Source organism: Pseudocitrobacter sp. CD920760 (assembly GCF_057782505.1).
This window is the reverse complement of record NZ_CM173490.1, coordinates 3,299,612-3,316,992: the sequence shown is the minus strand read 5'-3', so window position 1 is coordinate 3,316,992 and position 17,381 is coordinate 3,299,612. Positions and strand designations below refer to the sequence as shown.

Genomic DNA, 17,381 nt, shown 5'->3' with positions numbered 1-17,381 from the left:
GGATGCTCGCGACCACCAATCTCTGTTTTCGCTATCAGGATTCTCCCGTGTTGAGCGGCCTGAATCTTGATTTCTCTGCTCAGGCCGTTACCGGGCTGGTCGGGGCCAACGGCTGCGGGAAATCGACGCTGTTTATGAATTTAAGCGGGATATTGCGCCCGCAACAGGGCGCGGTACTGTGGCAGGGTAAACCGCTGGAATACAGCAAACGCGGCCTGCTGGCGCTTCGCCAGCAGGTCACCACTGTCTTTCAGGACCCGGACCAGCAAATCTTCTACACCGACATCGACAGCGATATTGCCTTCGCGCTGCGCAACCTGGGCGTAGATGAGGCGGAAATCGCCCGCCGCGTCGAGGACGCGCTAACGCTGGTGGATGCACAACATTTTCGTCATCAGCCGATTCAGTGTCTGAGCCATGGACAGAAAAAGCGCGTGGCGATTGCCGGCGCGCTGGTGCTGAAGGCGCGCTATCTGTTGCTCGATGAACCGACGGCGGGGCTTGATCCGTCAGGGCGTACGCAGATGATTGACATCATCAGGCGCATTGTTGGCCAGGGAAATCACGTGGTGATCTCCAGCCACGATATTGACCTGATTTATGAAGTGAGCGATGCGGTGTATGTCATGCACCGTGGTGAAGTGCTGGCCGAGGGCGTGCCGGGCGACGTTTTTTCACGCGCGGATGTGATGGCGAAAGCCGGGTTGACGCAGCCCTGGCTGGTAAAGCTGCATGCCCAACTCGGCCTGCCGCTGTGTAAAACCGAAGATGAATTTTTCAGCCGTATGCGCAACAACAGTCAGGGACAAACATGATGACGCAGGCAATTATGATTCAGGGTACCGCGTCCGACGTCGGCAAAAGTGTGCTGGTGGCGGGGTTGTGCCGTATTTTTCATCAGGACGGGCTGAAGACCGCGCCGTTTAAATCGCAGAATATGGCCCTTAATTCCGGCATCACGCCGGATGGCAAAGAGATGGGACGGGCGCAGATTTTTCAGGCGGAAGCCGCCGGTATTACCCCGGATGTGCGCATGAATCCGGTACTGCTCAAACCGACCAGCGACCGCAAGGCGCAGGTGGTGTTGATGGGCAAAGTCATGACCGATATGGACGCTGTCAGCTATCACGACTATAAGCCGCGCCTGCGTCAGCAAATTCTTGAGGTGTATACCAGCCTTGGGCAGGAGTACGACGCGCTGGTACTGGAGGGCGCGGGGAGCCCGGCAGAAATTAATCTGCGCGATCGCGATATCGTCAATATGGGTATGGCCGAACTGGCACAGTGCCCGGTAATTCTGGTGGCTGACATCGACCGGGGCGGCGTTTTTGCCTCTATTTACGGCACGCTGGCGCTGCTGCTTGAGCATGAGCGCGCGCGGGTAAAAGGGGTGATCATCAATAAGTTTCGCGGCGATGTATCGCTGCTGATGCCTGGCGTCAAACAGATTGAAGACCTTACCGGCGTACCGGTGCTCGGCGTAATGCCGTGGCTGGATGTTGACCTTGAAGAGGAAGACAGCGTCGCCATGCAGCGAGGGCTTTACCGCCATATTGGCGATCGCCCGGTAACTATCGCGGTGGCGCAACTTCCGCACTTATCCAACTTCACCGATCTCAATGCGCTGGCGGCGCAGCCGGATGTGCGGGTGCGTTATGTGCGCACGCCGGAGGAACTGGCCGATGCTGACCTCATCATTCTACCGGGCAGCAAAAATACGCTTGGCGATCTTAACTGGTTGCGGCAAAGCGGGCTTGCGCAGGCGCTGCTGGCACGGCATCGCGAAGGCACGCCGGTGATGGGCATTTGCGGCGGCTATCAGATGCTTGGCGAAACTATTACCGATGAGATTGAATCCAGGCTCGGCGTACTACCGGGTCTGGGACTGCTGGCGACCGACACGCTGTTTGCGCCGGAGAAAACTACCGAGCAAACGCGCGCGCGCCTGCAAACTGCGCTTCCCGGCTGGCTGGCAAATGTCTCAGGGATGGATATCTCCGGGTATGAAATTCATATGGGGACCACCACCCGCCACGCGCACTGCCGCGCGGCGCTGGAACTGCATCGCCCGGACGGCTCTACGCTTGCCGACGGCGCGGTCAGCGACGATGGGATGGTATTCGGCACCTATCTGCACGGTTTATTTGACAGCGACGCTTTCACGCGCGGCATCGTTAACGCCCTGCGTCAGCGCAAAGGGCTTTCCGCGCTGGACGTCACGGTGAGCTATGCCGATTACAAAGCGCAGCAGTTTGATATCCTCGCCAACGCGATGCGTGAACATATTAATATTGAGAAGATTTATCAGATTATGCACGACTATCAGGAGCCGCAATCATGATACTGGTCACCGGTGGCGCGCGCAGCGGTAAAAGCCGTCACGCGGAATCACTGCTGCGCGAATACCCGCACGTGCTTTACATCGCCACCTCGCAAATTACCGATGCGGAAATGGACGCGCGCATTCAGCATCACCGCGATAGTCGTCCGGCGCACTGGCGGACCGCCGAACGCTGGCAGGATTTAGACGCGGTGATCGCCCCGACAAACGATCCCGAAGAAGCGATTTTGCTGGAGTGCGTGACGACGCTTGTGACCAACGTGCTGTTTGCCAACGGCGGGGAAGGCGATGTCGATAACTGGGATTTCGCGGCGCTGGAAAGGGCGGTGGACCTGGAAATTGAGAAGCTTATTATAGCCTGCCAGCATTGCCCATCATTGGTGGTGCTGGTAACCAATGAAGTGGGAATGGGGATCGTGCCGGAGAACCGTCTGGCGCGCCATTTTCGCGACATTGCCGGGCGAGTGAATCAAAAACTGGCGCAGGCGGCGGACGACGTCTGGCTGGTGGTGTCAGGAATTGGAGTCAAAATAAAATGAGCAGGATCTTCTTTGCCACGCTGTCGTTTATGAGCCGTTTGCCGGTGCCTCAGCGCTGGTCGCAGGGACTGGATATCGATCAATATGTCCGTGGCATCGTCACGTTTCCCCTTGTCGGTTTGCTGCTTGGGGTATTAAGCGGGCTGGTCTTTATGCTGTTACAGCCCTGGTGCGGCGTGCCGCTGGCGGCATTTTTCGCGGTGCTGGCGCTGGCGCTGTTGACCGGTGGATTCCATCTGGATGGCCTGGCCGATACCTGTGATGGCGTCTTCTCTGCGCGTCGTCGCGAAAAAATGCTGGAAATCATGCGCGACAGTCGCCTGGGCACGCACGGCGGATTGGCGCTCATTTTTGTTCTGCTTGGCAAAGTGCTGGCGGTGAACGAAGTGGCGCTGCGGGATACGCCGATGCTGGCGGCGCTGGCTTGTGCCTGTATCGCCGGCCGCGGCTGTGTGGTGTTGCTGATGTATCGCCACCGCTACGCGCGTGAAGAGGGGCTGGGCAATCTCTTTATTGGCAAAGTCACCTTCCGCCAGGCGGTGATTACCCTTGCGTTGGCCGCCGTGCTGGTGGTGACGCTGCTGGGGGCCCATGGGCTACGCGCACTACTGGTGACGTTCATCGCCGTGTTTATTCTTGGCCAGTTGCTGAAACGTACCCTGGGGGGCCAGACGGGTGACACCATGGGCGCAAGCATTGAACTGGGCGAACTTATCTTTCTGCTGGCGTTAATTTAAACCAGCCTTAACGGAACATCGGGGAAAAAGATGCAAACACTTTCTACGCAGCTCGCCGCCATTCCGGCGTTAGATAGCGCCGCGATGGCGCAGGCGCAACATCATATCGACGGATTGCTTAAACCGCCGGGAAGCCTGGGACGTCTGGAAGCGCTGGCGATACAGCTGGCGGGCATGCCGGGGCTAAAAGGCAAGCCGCAGGTAGCACAAAAAGCGATTCTGGTGATGTGCGCCGATCATGGTGTCTGGCATGAAGGCGTGGCGATTTCGCCGCAGGTGGTCACCGCCATTCAGACCGCCAATATGACTCGTCACAACACCGGCGTTTGCGTGCTGGCGGCGCAGGCGGGCGTGAAAGTGCATGTGATTGATGTCGGGATTGACGCCGATCCTATCCCTGATGTGGTGAACATGAAAGTGGCGCGCGGCAGCGGTAACATCGCGCGTGGCCCGGCAATGCGCCATCAACAGGCGCAGGAATTGCTGTTGGAAACCATCCGCTATACGCAAAATCTGGCCCAGCAGGGCGTGACGTTGTTCGGCGTTGGCGAGCTGGGCATGGCGAATACCACGCCCGCCGCGGCGATTGTCAGTGTGTTAACGGGCGCCGATCCGCAGGAATCCGTAGGTATTGGCGCGAACCTGCCACAGGCACAGCTGGCGAATAAAGTGGACGTGGTGCGACGCGCGATAGCTGTTAATCAGCCCAATGCTGCCGATGGCGTTGATGTGCTGGCAAAAGTGGGCGGTTTTGATTTAGTCGGCATGACGGGCGTGATGCTGGGTGCGGCATCCTGTGGCCTGCCGGTGGTACTGGACGGCTTCCTCTCTTACGCCTCGGCGCTGGCTGCGTGTCGAATCGCCCCGGCGGTCAAACCGTATCTGATCCCCTCGCATCTGTCGGCGGAGAAGGGCGCACGTATCGCGCTGGAAGCATTGCAGCTTGAGCCGTATCTCAATATGCAGATGCGTCTGGGTGAAGGAAGTGGGGCGGCAATGGCGATGCATATCGTGGAATCCGCCTGCGCTATCTATAACAACATGGGCACGTTAGCCGAAAGCAATATCGTCCTGCCAGAGAAGTAATTTTTCCCCTCACCGCTCCGCTCTGGAGCGGTTTCGCTTAGCCTAAATAAAATTTCCCTCGTTAATCACTGCCTTTATCAGCGGGAGGTGGATAAAAAAGCTATAATTAACAATTATCTTTCACGGCTGAGGAAGGGAAATTATGTGTCGTGTCAAACTGTTATGCTCCGCTTTGTTGCTGCTTGCCAGCCAGAGCGTTTTGGCGGTGACCTACCCGCTGCCCCCGGAAGGAAGCCGACTGGTCGGTAGCCCGTTAAAAATCATTGTCCCTCTCGACAGTAACTTCCCGCTGGAAGCCTTCGCCGCCCGCTATGGGCAGGGGCTGAGCAATATGCTGGAGGCCAACCCTGGCGTGGATGTTTATCTTCCCGCGCGCGGTACGACGCTGACCATCCCGCAGCAGCTCATCCTGCCTGATACGCCGCGAGAAGGTATCGTGATTAACGTCGCGGAGATGCGTCTGTATTACTACCCACCGGACGGGAGCAGCGTTGAAGTTTTGCCGATTGGTATCGGCCAGGCAGGACGCGAAACGCCGCGCAACTGGGTAACGAAAGTGGAACGTAAGCAGGAGGGGCCGACCTGGGTGCCGACAGCCAATACGCGCCGTGAATATGCCAAAGAGGGCAAAACCCTGCCCGCGATGGTGCCTGCCGGGCCAGAAAACCCGATGGGGCTGTACGCTATATATATTGGCAGGCTGTATGCCATCCACGGCACCAATGCGAATTTTGGTATTGGCCTGCGCGTAAGCCAGGGCTGCATTCGCCTGCGTAATGACGATATCAAATATTTGTTTGATACGGTGCCGGTGGGGACACGGGTGCAAATTATCGACCGCCCGGTTAAATACACCACCGAGCCAGACGGTAGCCGCTGGCTGGAAGTTCACGAGCCGTTATCCCGTAACCGCTCAGAATATGAATCGAATAAAAAAGTACCGCTCCCGGTCACGCCAGCCATGCAGGCTTTCGTGCGCGGGGAAGGGGTTGATGCTAACCGGGCGCAAAGCGAAATGCAGCGCCGTTCGGGCATGCCGGTGAATATCAGTTCCGCAGAAAACTCGCACTTTTAGTGCAGGGGGATATTTCCGCACGTGCTATACCGTGCGGAAATAATCCACAGGGAGCTGTGAATCAAATGTCATTCGTTCAATACCGCTGGAAGTTACCCATCATTCTTTTTACGGCTTTTTTATTTTCCAGCCCACTTAGTGCCGCACAAACGCTGATTTACAGCGACCATGAACCTTTGGGTAACATGCGTACTCGCTTTATTAACGATGTCTTTTTTGCCGCCATTAATAAAGAGTCTCATGGGCGCATTAACATTGAGGCGCATTGGGGCAGTGAGCTCAGTAACTGATACGATGCTTTAGCCATGGCCGGGGAGGGTAAAAAAGCCGATATAGCCGTCGTGGTTCCTGAATACGCCCCATCAGCATTGCCGTTACATCAGCTGTTTAAAAGCTTCCCTGTTGGCCCATCAGGCGCACAGCAGGTTGCATTTTTCCGCGAAGTATTTTCGCGCATTCCCGCTTTTTCCGACGAACTTAGCCGGGCTAATGTAAGCCCCGTTTTTATTGCGACCGGTTATCCGCTCGCTTTCTTCAGCAGCAAGCCAATAAATAACCTTACAGATATGAAAGGCCAAACCTGGCGTTCAGCGAGTTTCTGGCATCAGGCATTCTTAAAAAATACAGACGCTAACGCAGTGACGATGCCATGGGGTGACGCGACATATAAGGCGTTGCAAAGCGGCAGTATTGATGGACTGATGCTTAATATCGATAGCGGTTACGACCTTAACGCACAACGCTACGCGCCACATGTGCTGGTGTCTAAAGAGCTCTGGCTTGGGCATGTCTATCTGCTGGTTATTAATCAAGCCAGGTGGGCGGCGTTATCAGAAGACGATCGCACGGCAATCCAGCGTGCCGCTAACGACGCTTATATGCAACTGGGTAGCGTGATGGACCGCAGTTTCGATAAGCAGATTGCCGATCTGAAGCACAGCGGCGCAAGCGTACGTATTCTGAAGCCACAGGAAGTGCTTGCCTGGGAAGATAAGACCCAATACCCACAGGTTCAATTGGCATGGGTTAAAGATCAGGAAACGAAGGGCGTGGTATATATGAAAGATACGCTGGAAAAAGTAAGTCACATTTTGCAGACGTATCGTTGAACATCTTTCAATTTGTTAGCCAGTAATGAGGTGAATATATGTTCACAGGCATTGTTCAGGATACGGCGCGTATTTGTAACATAAACGATCATGAGGGGCTTCGAACATTTGTCATTGAGTTTCCAGCCGGTTTTTGTCATGGGCTGAAAGTTGGGGCGAGTGTTTCGGTTGATGGTGTATGTCTTACCGTCACGGAAATTGTTAGCCCCACAAAGACTAAATTTGATGTCGTTTTGCAAAGTCTAAGAATCACTACATTGAGTCGACATCTGGAAGGGCAGATTGTCAATGTTGAGCGTGCAGCCAGAGACGGTGCTGAGATCGGCGGGCATCCTCTGTCAGGCCATATTGATTTTTGTACACAAATCATCGATATCAAAGAAATTGAAGGTAATTGCCGGGTGAGGTTTCATTGCAAGGCGAAATGGCGCCCTTATATATTCCCAAAAGGATATATAGCGATTAATGGTTGTAGTTTGACGCTGTCGGAAGTTGATAAAAAACAGGGATATTTTGAGGTTTGGTTGATCCCTGAGACTCGTCGTGTGACAACTTTTGCAGATAAAGGCATCGGGGATTGGGTCAACATCGAGATTGAGCGGGGAACTCAGGTCGTCGTCGATACGATTAAGGATACTCTTGAGAAACATTTAGGGGCGCTATACCCAGCTTTTGAAACATTACTTGCTGAGAGGCAGATTGACCTTACCTCATCCGTGTTGAAGGCTTTGGCCTTGCCAGAGACGGCAGAGGATACATCCCGTCAGAACCAGGAGAGTGCAAACGCGATTGGTGACATGCCGCGTTAGCGCTTCTGAAGTTCGTTTATGCTGAGAAAAGCAAAAAGCCCGCTAAAAAGCGGGCTTCTCGAATTTGGCTCCTCTGACTGGACTCGAACCAGTGACATACGGATTAACAGTCCGCCGTTCTACCGACTGAACTACAGAGGAATCGTTGTGGAGGCACATATTAGCGGCGAAAAAAATTTTGTCAAACACCAATTCTGGCTGTTCATGCTGATTGCCGATTCCGTCAACAATTTGTTGTAATTACCGACAAATATTAAGGAAAAATGTTTTGCAGGATTCGGGTTTCTCCCTCATCATTTGAAATGGAGTTTCAACTTTCTCACTAAGGTCCACTTTGAACGTCACCACCGCGCTCCGTCAGGCCGTCGCACGCACGCCCTGGTATAAAAAACGCAAAAGCTATCGAGTCCTCTTCTGGCGTGAAATCACCCCCCTTGCTGTACCTATTTTTCTGGAGAATACCTGCGTCCTGCTGATGGGGGTATTGAGTACCTTCCTGGTGAGCTGGCTGGGAAAAGAAGCGATGGCGGGCGTCGGGCTTGCCGACAGTTTCAATATGGTGATCATGGCTTTTTTTGCGGCTATCGATCTCGGGACAACGGTGGTGGTGGCCTTTAGCCTGGGTAAACGTGACAGGCGAAGGGCGAGGGCGGCTGCGCGACAGTCGCTGGTCATTATGACCTTGTTTGCCATTGTGCTGGCAGCGGTCATCCACTATTTCGGCAGTGAAATTATTAATATTGTCGCGGGTGAAGCGACGCCGGAAGTAAAAGGGCTGGCCTTAACCTACCTTGAACTGACGGTGCTGAGTTATCCCGCGGCGGCGATTGCGTTGATTGGTAGCGGCGCGCTGCGTGGCGCAGGGAACACGAAAATCCCGCTGATGATTAACGGCGGAATGAACATCCTCAACATTATCATCAGTAGCATCCTGATTTACGGGGCGTTCTCCTGGCAGGGGATGGGTTTTGCGGGTGCGGGGCTGGGGTTAACCATTTCGCGCTATATCGGCGCGGCAGCGATTATCTGGGTGCTGATGATAGGCTTTAACCCGGCGCTACGCATTCCGCTGAAAAGCTATCTGAAGCCGCTGAATTTCGCCATTATCTGGGAAGTGATGGGAATTGGTATTCCGGCGAGCATTGAGTCGGTGCTGTTTAACGGCGGGAAATTACTCACCCAGATGTTTGTTGCCGGGATGGGGACCAACGTTATCGCGGGGAACTTTATTGCCTTTTCGGTTGCGGCGCTGATTAACTTGCCAGGTAACGCCCTGGGTTCCGCCTCGACCATCATCACGGGTAAACGTTTGGGTACCGGGCAGATTGGTCAGGCGGAACGCCAGCTGTGCCATGTCTTCTGGATGTCGACCATCGTACTGACGGCAATTGCCTGGGGGACCGCGCCATTTGCGGGGCTGTTCGCGTCGTTCTATACCCAGGAGCAGGATGTAAAAGAAGTGGTGAAAGTGCTGCTGTGGTTGAACGCGGCATTTATGCCGATCTGGGCTGCTTCCTGGGTGCTGCCCTCTGGCTTTAAAGGCGCGCGTGATGTGCGCTTTGCGATGTGGGTATCGATGCTGGGGATGTGGGGCTGTCGCGTGGTGGCAGGCTATACGCTGGGTATTGTGCTCGGTATGGGCGTCGTCGGTGTGTGGTTAGGGATGTTCCTCGACTGGGCAGTCCGTGGTGCGCTGTTCTACTGGCGACTGGTCAGTGGCCGCTGGTTGTGGAAATACCCGCGCGTGAAGACGGAGTAAGCGCCATTGCTGTGAAAATCATCAGAAACCGATGATTTTTAACCGAAGTGTGGAATAAAACAGCAAACGGTATTTTTTTGTGAAAACAGGCTTTGACAACCCCGGGGCACCCCGTTAATATTCGCCCCGTTCACACGATTCCTCTGTAGTTCAGTCGGTAGAACGGCGGACTGTTAATCCGTATGTCACTGGTTCGAGTCCAGTCAGAGGAGCCAAATTTAGAAAAGCCCGCTTTTTAGCGGGCTTTTTGCTTTTCTGCGTTTACAGTGCAAAACCATAATGAGAACCATCCGGGAGCTCGATATCCAGGCGTAATTTCCCGCCAGCGGCTTCTACATAGCGCTTGAGCGTAGAAAGTTTTAGATCTCGCCCTGGTTTTTCCATTCCCGCGATTGTCGGCTGCTTTACACCCAGTGTTTCAGCGATCTCCACCTGCGTCTTCTTGACCTTTTCTCGCAATTCCGCGAGGTGGATATTAAGCAACATCTCCTCTGCCATTGCTTCTGCCTGTTGAACTACTTCGGTTTTTTCATCCTTTAGTAGTTGTTCCAGCGTTCTGCCCATGTTGATTTTCCTCATCGTTAAGCTTTGTCAGATGGTGCTTATATTCTCGTTCGGCGATCGGCAGCATCTCATCATAGAATTGTTTGTCATTACCCGTTTTCTTACCTGCACAAAGCAGAATGGCTGAGCGATGCGGGTCGAAAGCGAAAAAGGCACGGATGGGATCTCCCTGGCTTTGAACACGAAGTTCCTTCATGTTGCGATAGCGGGAACCTTTAAGCGTATCGGCCCATGGGCGAGGTAACATTGGGCCTTTCACTCTAAGCACCATCATACCAGCGAGTACGCTGGCACGGTCGGTGTCGCCCAGCGAGATAAACCAGCGATCGAACGTATCCGTTGTTTTAATTAACCACACACAGCCTCCCGAATAATATAGGTCAGAAACTATATAGGTGCAATGCTATGTTGGCAGTATGCAACGATGTAACCGGGAAGGCATCCATCAAAAGTTAAACGTGGAATAGCGGTTCCGGACATTCGATGTTTTGCAGAAAGAGGGCTCAGACGTTACGAACTAAATTCCAAAAAAAACGGGCCGTGGCGGCCCGTTTTATCTCTTATCACCGGAATGGTGGCTCGTTAAAGGTGCGTAGCTTACGCGAATGCAGTTTGTCACCTTCGGCACGCAGCAGGTCAATTGCGCGAATGCCTATCTGCAAATGCTCGGAAATCGCCCCTTCATAGAAACGGTTTGCCTGGCCCGGCAGTTTAATTTCGCCATGCAGCGGTTTGTCAGAGACGCACAACAGGGTGCCGTAAGGTACGCGGAAGCGATAACCCTGGGCTGCGATAGTGGCGCTTTCCATATCAATCGCCACGGCACGGCTGAGGTTGAATCGCAGCGCGGAAGCCGAATAGCGCAACTCCCAGTTACGATCGTCCGTCGTCACCACGGTGCCGGTGCGCAGACGTTGTTTAACCTCTTCGCCTGGCATACCGCTGACCTGCTTGGTGGCGTCATAGAGGGCGCGTTGCACCTCGGCAATGCTTGGGATGGGAATGTCGGGCGGCAGCACCGCATCCAGCACGTGGTCGTCGCGCAGATAAGCGTGCGCCAGAACGTAGTCGCCAATGGTCTGGCTTTCGCGCAGACCGCCGCAGTGGCCAATCATCAGCCAGACATCCGGGCGCAGCACTGCCAGGTGGTCACAGATGTTTTTGGCGTTCGACGGGCCTACGCCGATGTTAATCAGCGTGATCCCCTGGCCGTCAGCGGTGATGAGGTGCCACGCGGGCATCTGATGTTTTTTCCAGGCCAAATCGGAAATCGCTTGTTCCGGCGCTTCCGTTTCCGCCGTAATCCAAATCCCTCCGGCGCAGGAGAGCGCGATGTACGGGCTGTCCGGGTCGAGAATCTGGCTACAGCCCCAACGGACAAACTCATCCACATAACGGGTGTAGTTGGTGAACAACACAAAAGGCTGGAAATGTTCTACCGGCGTGCCGGTGTAGTGACGCAGGCGAGCGAGCGAAAAGTCCACACGGCGCGCGTCAAAGTGCGAAAGCGGATAGAACTCGGTGGGATGGAAAATGCCATCCGCAGTCTCATCACCAATTTGCGCCAGCTCCGTGGTGGGGAAAAAGCGCGTCAGGTCGGCACTCATGGAACGGTCAAGCATTAAGCCATCGATCACGTACGGATAAGGGATCTCATGCTGCGACAGGCCCACCTCAATGTGTGCATCATAATCTTCATGCAGCAACGTGAGCTGTTCCAGAAGGTAAGGGCGGAACAATGTGGGATGCGTGATGGTTGTGGTGTAACACCCGGAGTGGGTAAAGCGGCCAAAGGCGCGTGTTTTCTGTGCCTTGTGGGCGTTTCCACTCCATGAAACCGAGAGCTGGGGGTAAACAAAAAGCCCCTCGGCGCGTGCTTTGGCATCAGGCAGCGAATGATTGTCAATGTACACGGAAATGGCATTACGCAGGGCTGTGACCGACTGGTCATACAGTGCCTGAAGTTTTTCCAGGGCTTGTTCAGGCGTCAGGCTTGCGCTCGTAGTATTCATCCTTCGCTCCTTGTGTCAGGTCTGCGGCGTTTTTCGATAGTATGTCAGCCTCAGATGAAACAAAAGCGTCAGAAGACGCCTTTGTCACAACTGATTAACCTTTAAGCAAGATGCTCAGGCCTGCGGCTTATCCTTCATCAGCAGGGCAGTGGCGGCAGATATCAGGCAGCCAGCCAGCAGATAAATGGCTACGCTGTGCCAGTCGCCTCCCGAGAAGGTGACCAGCGCTGCGGCGATGAACGGTGTGAATCCCCCGCCAACCACGCTTGCGACCTGATAACCGACACCGGCGCCGCTGTAACGATAGCCGGCGCCAAACATCCCGGTGAACATTGGCTGCTGAACGCATACCACCATGTCATGCGCGACGTTAGCCAGCATGATGGCGAAGAACACTATCCAGAAAAGGGATTGCGCTTCCAGAGCCATAAAGAACGGGAAGGCGCTTATCGTGCCGGTTAATGCGCCAATAATGTAGACGCGGCGTCGGCCGAAGCGATCGGCGAGCCAGGCAAAGAAGGGGATAGTCAGACAGCTTACGCCACCGACCAGCAGGCCAATGTTGAGGAAAAGTTCGCGGGGCAGCCCGAGATTCTGCGTCGAGTAGTTGAGGGCGAAGGCGGTGACGATGTACATGGTCAGCAGCTCGCACAGGCGTAAACCGATAATCTTCAGGAAAGCGCCAGGATGACGCGCCAGCGCCTCCATTACCGGCAGACGTTGTTTGACCGGCGGCGTTTGCTGCTGCTGTTCGAACTCCTCGGACTCTTCCATTCCGTTACGAACCCATAACGCGCCAAGTACCAGTACAACGCTAAACAGGAAGGGAATGCGCCAGCCCCAGCTCAGGAACTGTTCGTCGGTGGTGAGCATGCTGATAAGCGAAACCAGCCCGGTGGAAAGCAGCAGCCCCACGCCATAACCCACCTGCACGCCGCTGCTATAGAACGCTTTTTTATTCTCGGGCGCGCTCTCTACCGAGAGCAGTGCGGCGCCGCCCCATTCACCGCCAACGGCAAACCCCTGAATAGCGCGCAGCGTGACCAGCAACGCGGGCGCCCACCATCCTGCCGAAGCAAAGGAGGGCAGCAGGCCGATCAATGCCGTCGCGCCGCCCATCATCCAGACGGTCAGCATCAGCATACGTTTACGGCCAAGACGATCGCCGAAATGACCAAAGATCACTCCGCCAAGCGGGCGAAACAGGAATCCGACGCCGAAGGTTGCGAACGCGGCCAGTGTACCCATCGCCGGGCTTACCTGTGGAAAGAATTCTCGGTTGAAGACCAGCGCGGCGGTAATGCCATAAAGCAGAAAATCGTACCAGTCGACGACGGCTCCGGCAAAGCTGCCGAGTGCGGCGCGTCGGGCGCGGCTAAGTGAAGGTGTTTTCTCCTGGAGACGCGTGGAGGTGAGGGTGGAGTCCATAGTTATCCTGTCTGTACCGTTCTTTTTCTTATATTCGTAAATAAAATTGTACACATTGCACCAGTCCATAACTGGTGCTTATGAGACTACCGCGACTGACTCGGCAGGGAAATGGTTTTATGTGCTGAATTTTTCCGTAACGATAAGATTACACTTAGTTGCGCAGTAAAATTATTCAATTTTTCAGAATGGATCACAATACGATGCGCAGAACTATGAAGTCGATGGCGAGAGATCTGATAGACTGCGGCAAAACATAATATTTTATTCGACAGGGAGTTGTCGCGACTTAATGCCATTGCTAACGATGTTCAGGAATATAATATTTAATTTTTATGATTATAATGCTAAAAACATTCATATTAATGATATAAAGTTTGTTGTTATTCACATTCCCGACCAGGTTGGGGATGCCATGGCGATTTATCCTCTTATTCGCGCGCTGGAACAACAACCAATAGCACATCTGTTAATTGTGTCATCCACGCTGAATAAACCCGTATTTGAGGCTTTGACGCTTAATAATACAAAGTTAACTGTCATGACGATGACGATGCAGGACCATGCCACGATTGCTGAAATAAAAAAGATCGCGAAGACGATAAAAGAACAATATGGCACACCCGACCTTTGCATCGAGGCAATGCGTAAAAAGAATCTCAAAACGATGGTTTTTATCCGCACGCTTAAAGCTGGAATTAACTATCAGGCAGTAGGGCTAACTCAGAAATGCTACTCCCCGTTATGTAAGATAGCCTCCAGAATGGACCAGCACCTTCGCGCGCCTGTCCCTATGACCTGGGCGACGTTAATGAGAGATGCGGGTTTTCCTGCTGTTGCTGCGAAGTATGAATTCCCGCTAAGTGCTGAGGCCATCACCGAGGTGCGTCGAGAAACCTGTGCGCTGGGGCCCTATATCGCCATCAATTTAGAAGGCAGCATCGCGGCAAGAACGTTGTCATACTCTGTTGCGCAGAATCTTATTGCGATAATTCAATATGAATGTGATATGCCGATTGTCATTGTTCACGGCCCCAGGGGGATTGAGAGTGCGGAAAAACTCACGGAATCGTGCCGTAATGTTTATCGATTATCGTTGAGCCCCTCACTGATGCGATCGGCGACCATTATTAAAGACGCTTTTCTGGCTATCACACCGGACACATCAATACTGCATATGGCCAGTGCTTATAATACGCCAGCGATTGCAATCTACGCGGATTATAAAACACGCTGGCCGACGATGCAGGATATTGCAGAAAACATTGTGGTGGGGAGAGATATTGACCACATCAATATGAATGAGTTTGAAGTAACGTTACGGCGAATTTTGATGAGAATCGACAGGCAACCGCGTTCTGCGAGGTAACACGCAACTCGCCATAAAAAAGCAAAAAGCCCGCAATAAGCGGGCTTTTCTAAATTTGGCTCCTCTGACTGGACTCGAACCAGTGACATACGGATTAACAGTCCGCCGTTCTACCGACTGAACTACAGAGGAATCGTGTGAACGGGGCGCATATTAACGGGGTGCTTCTGGCTTGTCAAAGGGTGTCTCTCCACTTTGTGTTCGTTTGCTGACAATTTCAGCAATTCACCGATGAATGGCTATTTTTTAGCTGATTTGCACCGGGGTGGTGCGAATTTACCCCTAATGGGGCAGATCAACATCTTCTGACTGCCTGCGAAAATGCGCTTATCGATTGGAAAGCCTTGTTACGCGCCCGTGACGCCTTTTCTTAAAAAGCTGGCAAGCATCTTGCAACTCCTTCGATATCTAAACGCCATTGTTGGCAGTACAGGAGGCAAAATGAACTTAAGACGACTGAAGTACTTTGTGAAAATCGTCGATATCGGTAGCCTGACCCAGGCCGCTGAAGTGTTACATATCGCACAGCCCGCACTGAGCCAGCAGGTTGCCACTCTGGAGGGGGAGCTCGATCAGCAATTACTGATCCGCACCAAGCGCGGCGTTACGCCAACGGAAGCGGGGAAAGTGCTTTATACCCATGCGCGTACGATACTGCGCCAGTGTGAGCAGGCGCAGCTGGCGGTGAATAATGTCGGGCAAACGTTAAGCGGCCCGGTCTCCATTGGTCTGGCACCGGGTACAGCGGCATCGTCTATCACCATGCCGCTGTTGCAAGCCGTGCGTAACGAACTGCCGGAGGTGCTGATTTATCTTCATGAAAACAGCGGCGCGGCGTTGAATGACAAACTGCTGAGCGGCCAGCTGGATATGGCGGTACTTTACGACCGCTCTCCCGTGGCGGGCGTTAACAGTCAGCCGTTGCTGAAAGAAGATCTCTACCTGGTCGGCACGCGTGATTGTCCGGGGCAGAGTATCGATTTAACGGCGGTTGCTGAAATGAACCTGTTCCTGCCGCGCGATTACAGCGCAGTCCGTGCCCGGGTGGATGAGGCGTTTTCGCTGCGTCGTCTGACGGCCAAAATCATTGGTGAGATAGAATCTATTTCTACGCTGACGGCGGCGATTGCCAGTGGAATGGGCGTCACCGTTCTGCCGGAGTCGGCCGCGCGAACGCTATCACAGGCGGCGAATGGCTGGATGGCCCGAATCACCACGCCATCAATGAGCCTGCCGTTGTCGCTGAATATGTCAGCCCGTGGGTCGCTCTCTCCTCAGGCGCAGGCGGTGAAAGAAATTTTGATTTCACTGGTCAGTCGACCGGCGCTGGATAACCGCGAATTGCAGCTGGTGAGCTAACGTATATTCTTTTAAGGAATAAGTTGCTGGTTTTTATTATTTGTTAGCGGAGGCGACAGACTTTAACAATAGTGCAATGTCTGTTTGACCCGGAGGGGAAGGTGAACTTCCAGCAACTAAAAATAATTCGTGAAGCAGCAAGGCAGGATTACAACCTGACTGAAGTTGCCAATATGCTATACACGTCGCAATCGGGTGTAAGCCGTCATATCCGTGAGCTGGAGGAAGAGCTGGGGATTGAGATCTTCATCCGCCGCGGAAAGCGACTGCTGGGGATGACCGAACCGGGTAAAGCGTTGTTGGTGATTGCCGAACGTATTTTGAATGAGGCAAGTAACGTTCGTCGTCTTGCCGATCTTTTCACCAATGATGGTTCGGGCGTTCTGACGGTCGCAACCACGCATACCCAGGCGCGCTATAGCCTGCCACCGGTGATTAAAGCCTTTCGTGAAATATTCCCGGATGTGCGTCTGGAACTGGTACAGGGGACACCGCAGGAAATCGAGACGCTGCTGCATAACGGTGGCGCGGATATTGGCATTGCCAGCGAGCGATTGAGCAATGACAGTACGCTGGTGGCTTTTCCCTGGTTCCGCTGGCATCACAATGTGCTGGTACCGCACGATCACCCTCTGACGCAAATCACACCGCTGACGCTGGAAGCCATCGCGCGTTGGCCGCTGATTACTTATCGCCAGGGGATCACCGGGCGCTCGCGTATTGATGAAGCCTTCAACCGCAAAGGGCTGTTGCCGGATATCGTCCTCAGCGCGCAGGATTCAGACGTTATCAAAACTTACGTTGAACTGGGGCTGGGCATTGGGCTGGTGGCTGAACAGTCTGGTGATGTTCAGGAGTCCGGGAAACTTGTGCGACTGGATACGCATCATTTGTTTGATGCCAACACGGTGTGGTTGGGGCTTAAACGCGGGCAGTTGCAGCGTAATTATGTCTGGCGTTTTATCGAATTGTGTAATGCCGGGTTGTCGCTGGAGGAAATTAAACGGCAGGCGATGGAGCCAGATGAGCTGGCACTGGATTATCAAATCTAAAAAGCAAAAAGCCCGCAATAAGCGGGCTTTTCTAAATTTGGCTCCTCTGACTGGACTCGAACCAGTGACATACGGATTAACAGTCCGCCGTTCTACCGACTGAACTACAGAGGAATCGTGTGAACGGGGCGAATACTACTGG

The 17,381-nt window shown here is 53.7% G+C and carries 18 protein-coding genes and 4 tRNA genes; 15 read left to right on the top strand and 7 right to left on the bottom strand.

Going from position 1 to position 17,381, the window contains the following annotated elements; all coding sequences use genetic code 11:
* Nucleotides 1–2: 2 nt before the first annotated feature.
* The 9 genes from AC1MKH_RS15630 (at nucleotide 3) to AC1MKH_RS15590 (ending at nucleotide 7,696) form a co-directional block, all read left to right on the top strand.
* Nucleotides 3–815, top strand: coding sequence for an energy-coupling factor ABC transporter ATP-binding protein (locus AC1MKH_RS15630; protein ID WP_276220420.1), 813 nt, complete (start codon nucleotides 3–5; stop codon nucleotides 813–815).
* Nucleotides 815–2,341, top strand: a complete 1,527-nt coding sequence (locus AC1MKH_RS15625) for a cobyric acid synthase (protein ID WP_276220532.1) — start codon at nucleotides 815–817, stop codon at nucleotides 2,339–2,341. The genes AC1MKH_RS15630 and AC1MKH_RS15625 overlap by 1 nt, the downstream gene beginning before the upstream one ends.
* Complete coding sequence (gene cobU / locus AC1MKH_RS15620) at nucleotides 2,335–2,880, top strand: bifunctional adenosylcobinamide kinase/adenosylcobinamide-phosphate guanylyltransferase (RefSeq protein WP_276220531.1); 546 nt, start codon at nucleotides 2,335–2,337, stop codon at nucleotides 2,878–2,880. The genes AC1MKH_RS15625 and cobU overlap by 7 nt, the downstream gene beginning before the upstream one ends.
* Nucleotides 2,877–3,617 (top strand): adenosylcobinamide-GDP ribazoletransferase, encoded by a 741-nt coding sequence (cobS, locus tag AC1MKH_RS15615; protein ID WP_276220419.1) that lies wholly within the window; start codon nucleotides 2,877–2,879, stop codon nucleotides 3,615–3,617. The genes cobU and cobS overlap by 4 nt, the downstream gene beginning before the upstream one ends.
* Nucleotides 3,618–3,647: 30 nt before the next feature.
* Nucleotides 3,648–4,703 carry a nicotinate-nucleotide--dimethylbenzimidazole phosphoribosyltransferase gene (gene cobT / locus AC1MKH_RS15610; RefSeq protein ID WP_276220418.1) on the top strand — a complete coding sequence of 352 codons (1,056 nt, stop codon included), beginning with the start codon at nucleotides 3,648–3,650 and terminating at the stop codon, nucleotides 4,701–4,703.
* A gap of 142 nt (nucleotides 4,704–4,845) precedes the next feature.
* The gene (gene ldtA, locus AC1MKH_RS15605; protein WP_276220417.1) at nucleotides 4,846–5,778 is read left to right on the top strand and encodes a L,D-transpeptidase; all 933 of its coding nucleotides are present in this window, start codon (nucleotides 4,846–4,848) and stop codon (nucleotides 5,776–5,778) included.
* A 65-nt stretch (nucleotides 5,779–5,843) separates the two neighbouring features.
* Nucleotides 5,844–6,068, top strand: a complete 225-nt coding sequence (locus AC1MKH_RS15600; protein WP_276220416.1) for a hypothetical protein — start codon at nucleotides 5,844–5,846, stop codon at nucleotides 6,066–6,068.
* Between the two features lie 15 nt (nucleotides 6,069–6,083).
* A complete protein-coding gene (gene dctP, locus AC1MKH_RS15595) occupies nucleotides 6,084–6,887 on the top strand; it encodes a TRAP transporter substrate-binding protein DctP (protein ID WP_276220415.1) in 804 nt (267 codons plus the stop codon).
* 38 nt (nucleotides 6,888–6,925) lie between these two features.
* Nucleotides 6,926–7,696, top strand: coding sequence for a riboflavin synthase subunit alpha (locus AC1MKH_RS15590; protein WP_276220414.1), 771 nt, complete (start codon nucleotides 6,926–6,928; stop codon nucleotides 7,694–7,696).
* Between the two features lie 65 nt (nucleotides 7,697–7,761).
* Here the strand turns inward: AC1MKH_RS15590 and AC1MKH_RS15585 are convergent.
* Nucleotides 7,762–7,837, bottom strand: a tRNA-Asn gene (locus tag AC1MKH_RS15585).
* 6 nt (nucleotides 7,838–7,843) lie between these two features.
* Between AC1MKH_RS15585 and AC1MKH_RS15580 the strand changes: the two genes are divergently transcribed.
* The 3 genes from AC1MKH_RS15580 to AC1MKH_RS15570 all read left to right on the top strand — a co-directional run bounded on the left by AC1MKH_RS15580 (nucleotide 7,844) and on the right by AC1MKH_RS15570 (nucleotide 9,670).
* A complete protein-coding gene (locus tag AC1MKH_RS15580; protein ID WP_223145796.1) occupies nucleotides 7,844–7,936 on the top strand; it encodes a DUF5951 family protein in 93 nt (30 codons plus the stop codon).
* A gap of 94 nt (nucleotides 7,937–8,030) precedes the next feature.
* Nucleotides 8,031–9,455: an EmmdR/YeeO family multidrug/toxin efflux MATE transporter gene (locus AC1MKH_RS15575; protein ID WP_276220413.1), complete on the top strand. Its 1,425-nt coding sequence runs from the start codon at nucleotides 8,031–8,033 to the stop codon at nucleotides 9,453–9,455.
* A 139-nt stretch (nucleotides 9,456–9,594) separates the two neighbouring features.
* Nucleotides 9,595–9,670, top strand: a tRNA-Asn gene (locus tag AC1MKH_RS15570).
* 46 nt (nucleotides 9,671–9,716) lie between these two features.
* Here AC1MKH_RS15570 and AC1MKH_RS15565 read toward each other — a convergent pair.
* From AC1MKH_RS15565 to shiA, 4 genes are all read right to left on the bottom strand, one after another.
* Nucleotides 9,717–10,019 (bottom strand): helix-turn-helix domain-containing protein, encoded by a 303-nt coding sequence (locus AC1MKH_RS15565; protein ID WP_276220412.1) that lies wholly within the window; start codon nucleotides 10,017–10,019, stop codon nucleotides 9,717–9,719.
* Complete coding sequence (locus AC1MKH_RS15560) at nucleotides 9,985–10,377, bottom strand: type II toxin-antitoxin system RelE/ParE family toxin (protein ID WP_276220411.1); 393 nt, start codon at nucleotides 10,375–10,377, stop codon at nucleotides 9,985–9,987. The genes AC1MKH_RS15565 and AC1MKH_RS15560 overlap by 35 nt, the downstream gene beginning before the upstream one ends.
* 205 nt (nucleotides 10,378–10,582) lie before the next feature.
* Entirely contained in the window at nucleotides 10,583–12,031 is a 1,449-nt protein-coding gene (locus tag AC1MKH_RS15555) for an AMP nucleosidase (protein WP_276220410.1), read from the bottom strand.
* A 114-nt stretch (nucleotides 12,032–12,145) separates the two neighbouring features.
* Complete coding sequence (shiA, locus tag AC1MKH_RS15550) at nucleotides 12,146–13,459, bottom strand: shikimate transporter (RefSeq protein WP_276220409.1); 1,314 nt, start codon at nucleotides 13,457–13,459, stop codon at nucleotides 12,146–12,148.
* A gap of 292 nt (nucleotides 13,460–13,751) precedes the next feature.
* On the opposite strand from shiA, the gene AC1MKH_RS15545 reads away from it, so the two are divergent.
* Nucleotides 13,752–14,828, top strand: a complete 1,077-nt coding sequence (locus tag AC1MKH_RS15545) for a glycosyltransferase family 9 protein (RefSeq protein ID WP_276220408.1) — start codon at nucleotides 13,752–13,754, stop codon at nucleotides 14,826–14,828.
* 56 nt (nucleotides 14,829–14,884) lie between these two features.
* Here AC1MKH_RS15545 and AC1MKH_RS15540 read toward each other — a convergent pair.
* Nucleotides 14,885–14,960: transfer RNA gene (locus tag AC1MKH_RS15540), tRNA-Asn, on the bottom strand.
* A 309-nt stretch (nucleotides 14,961–15,269) separates the two neighbouring features.
* Here AC1MKH_RS15540 and nac point away from each other — a divergent pair.
* Together nac and cbl are read left to right on the top strand one after the other, a co-directional pair.
* A complete protein-coding gene (nac, locus tag AC1MKH_RS15535) occupies nucleotides 15,270–16,187 on the top strand; it encodes a nitrogen assimilation transcriptional regulator NAC (protein ID WP_108475194.1) in 918 nt (305 codons plus the stop codon).
* 101 nt (nucleotides 16,188–16,288) lie between these two features.
* Nucleotides 16,289–17,239: an HTH-type transcriptional regulator Cbl gene (cbl, locus tag AC1MKH_RS15530; RefSeq protein ID WP_276220407.1), complete on the top strand. Its 951-nt coding sequence runs from the start codon at nucleotides 16,289–16,291 to the stop codon at nucleotides 17,237–17,239.
* Between the two features lie 38 nt (nucleotides 17,240–17,277).
* On the opposite strand, the gene AC1MKH_RS15525 is transcribed toward cbl, so the two are convergent.
* Nucleotides 17,278–17,353 (bottom strand) — tRNA-Asn (locus AC1MKH_RS15525).
* Nucleotides 17,354–17,381: the final 28 nt, after the last annotated feature.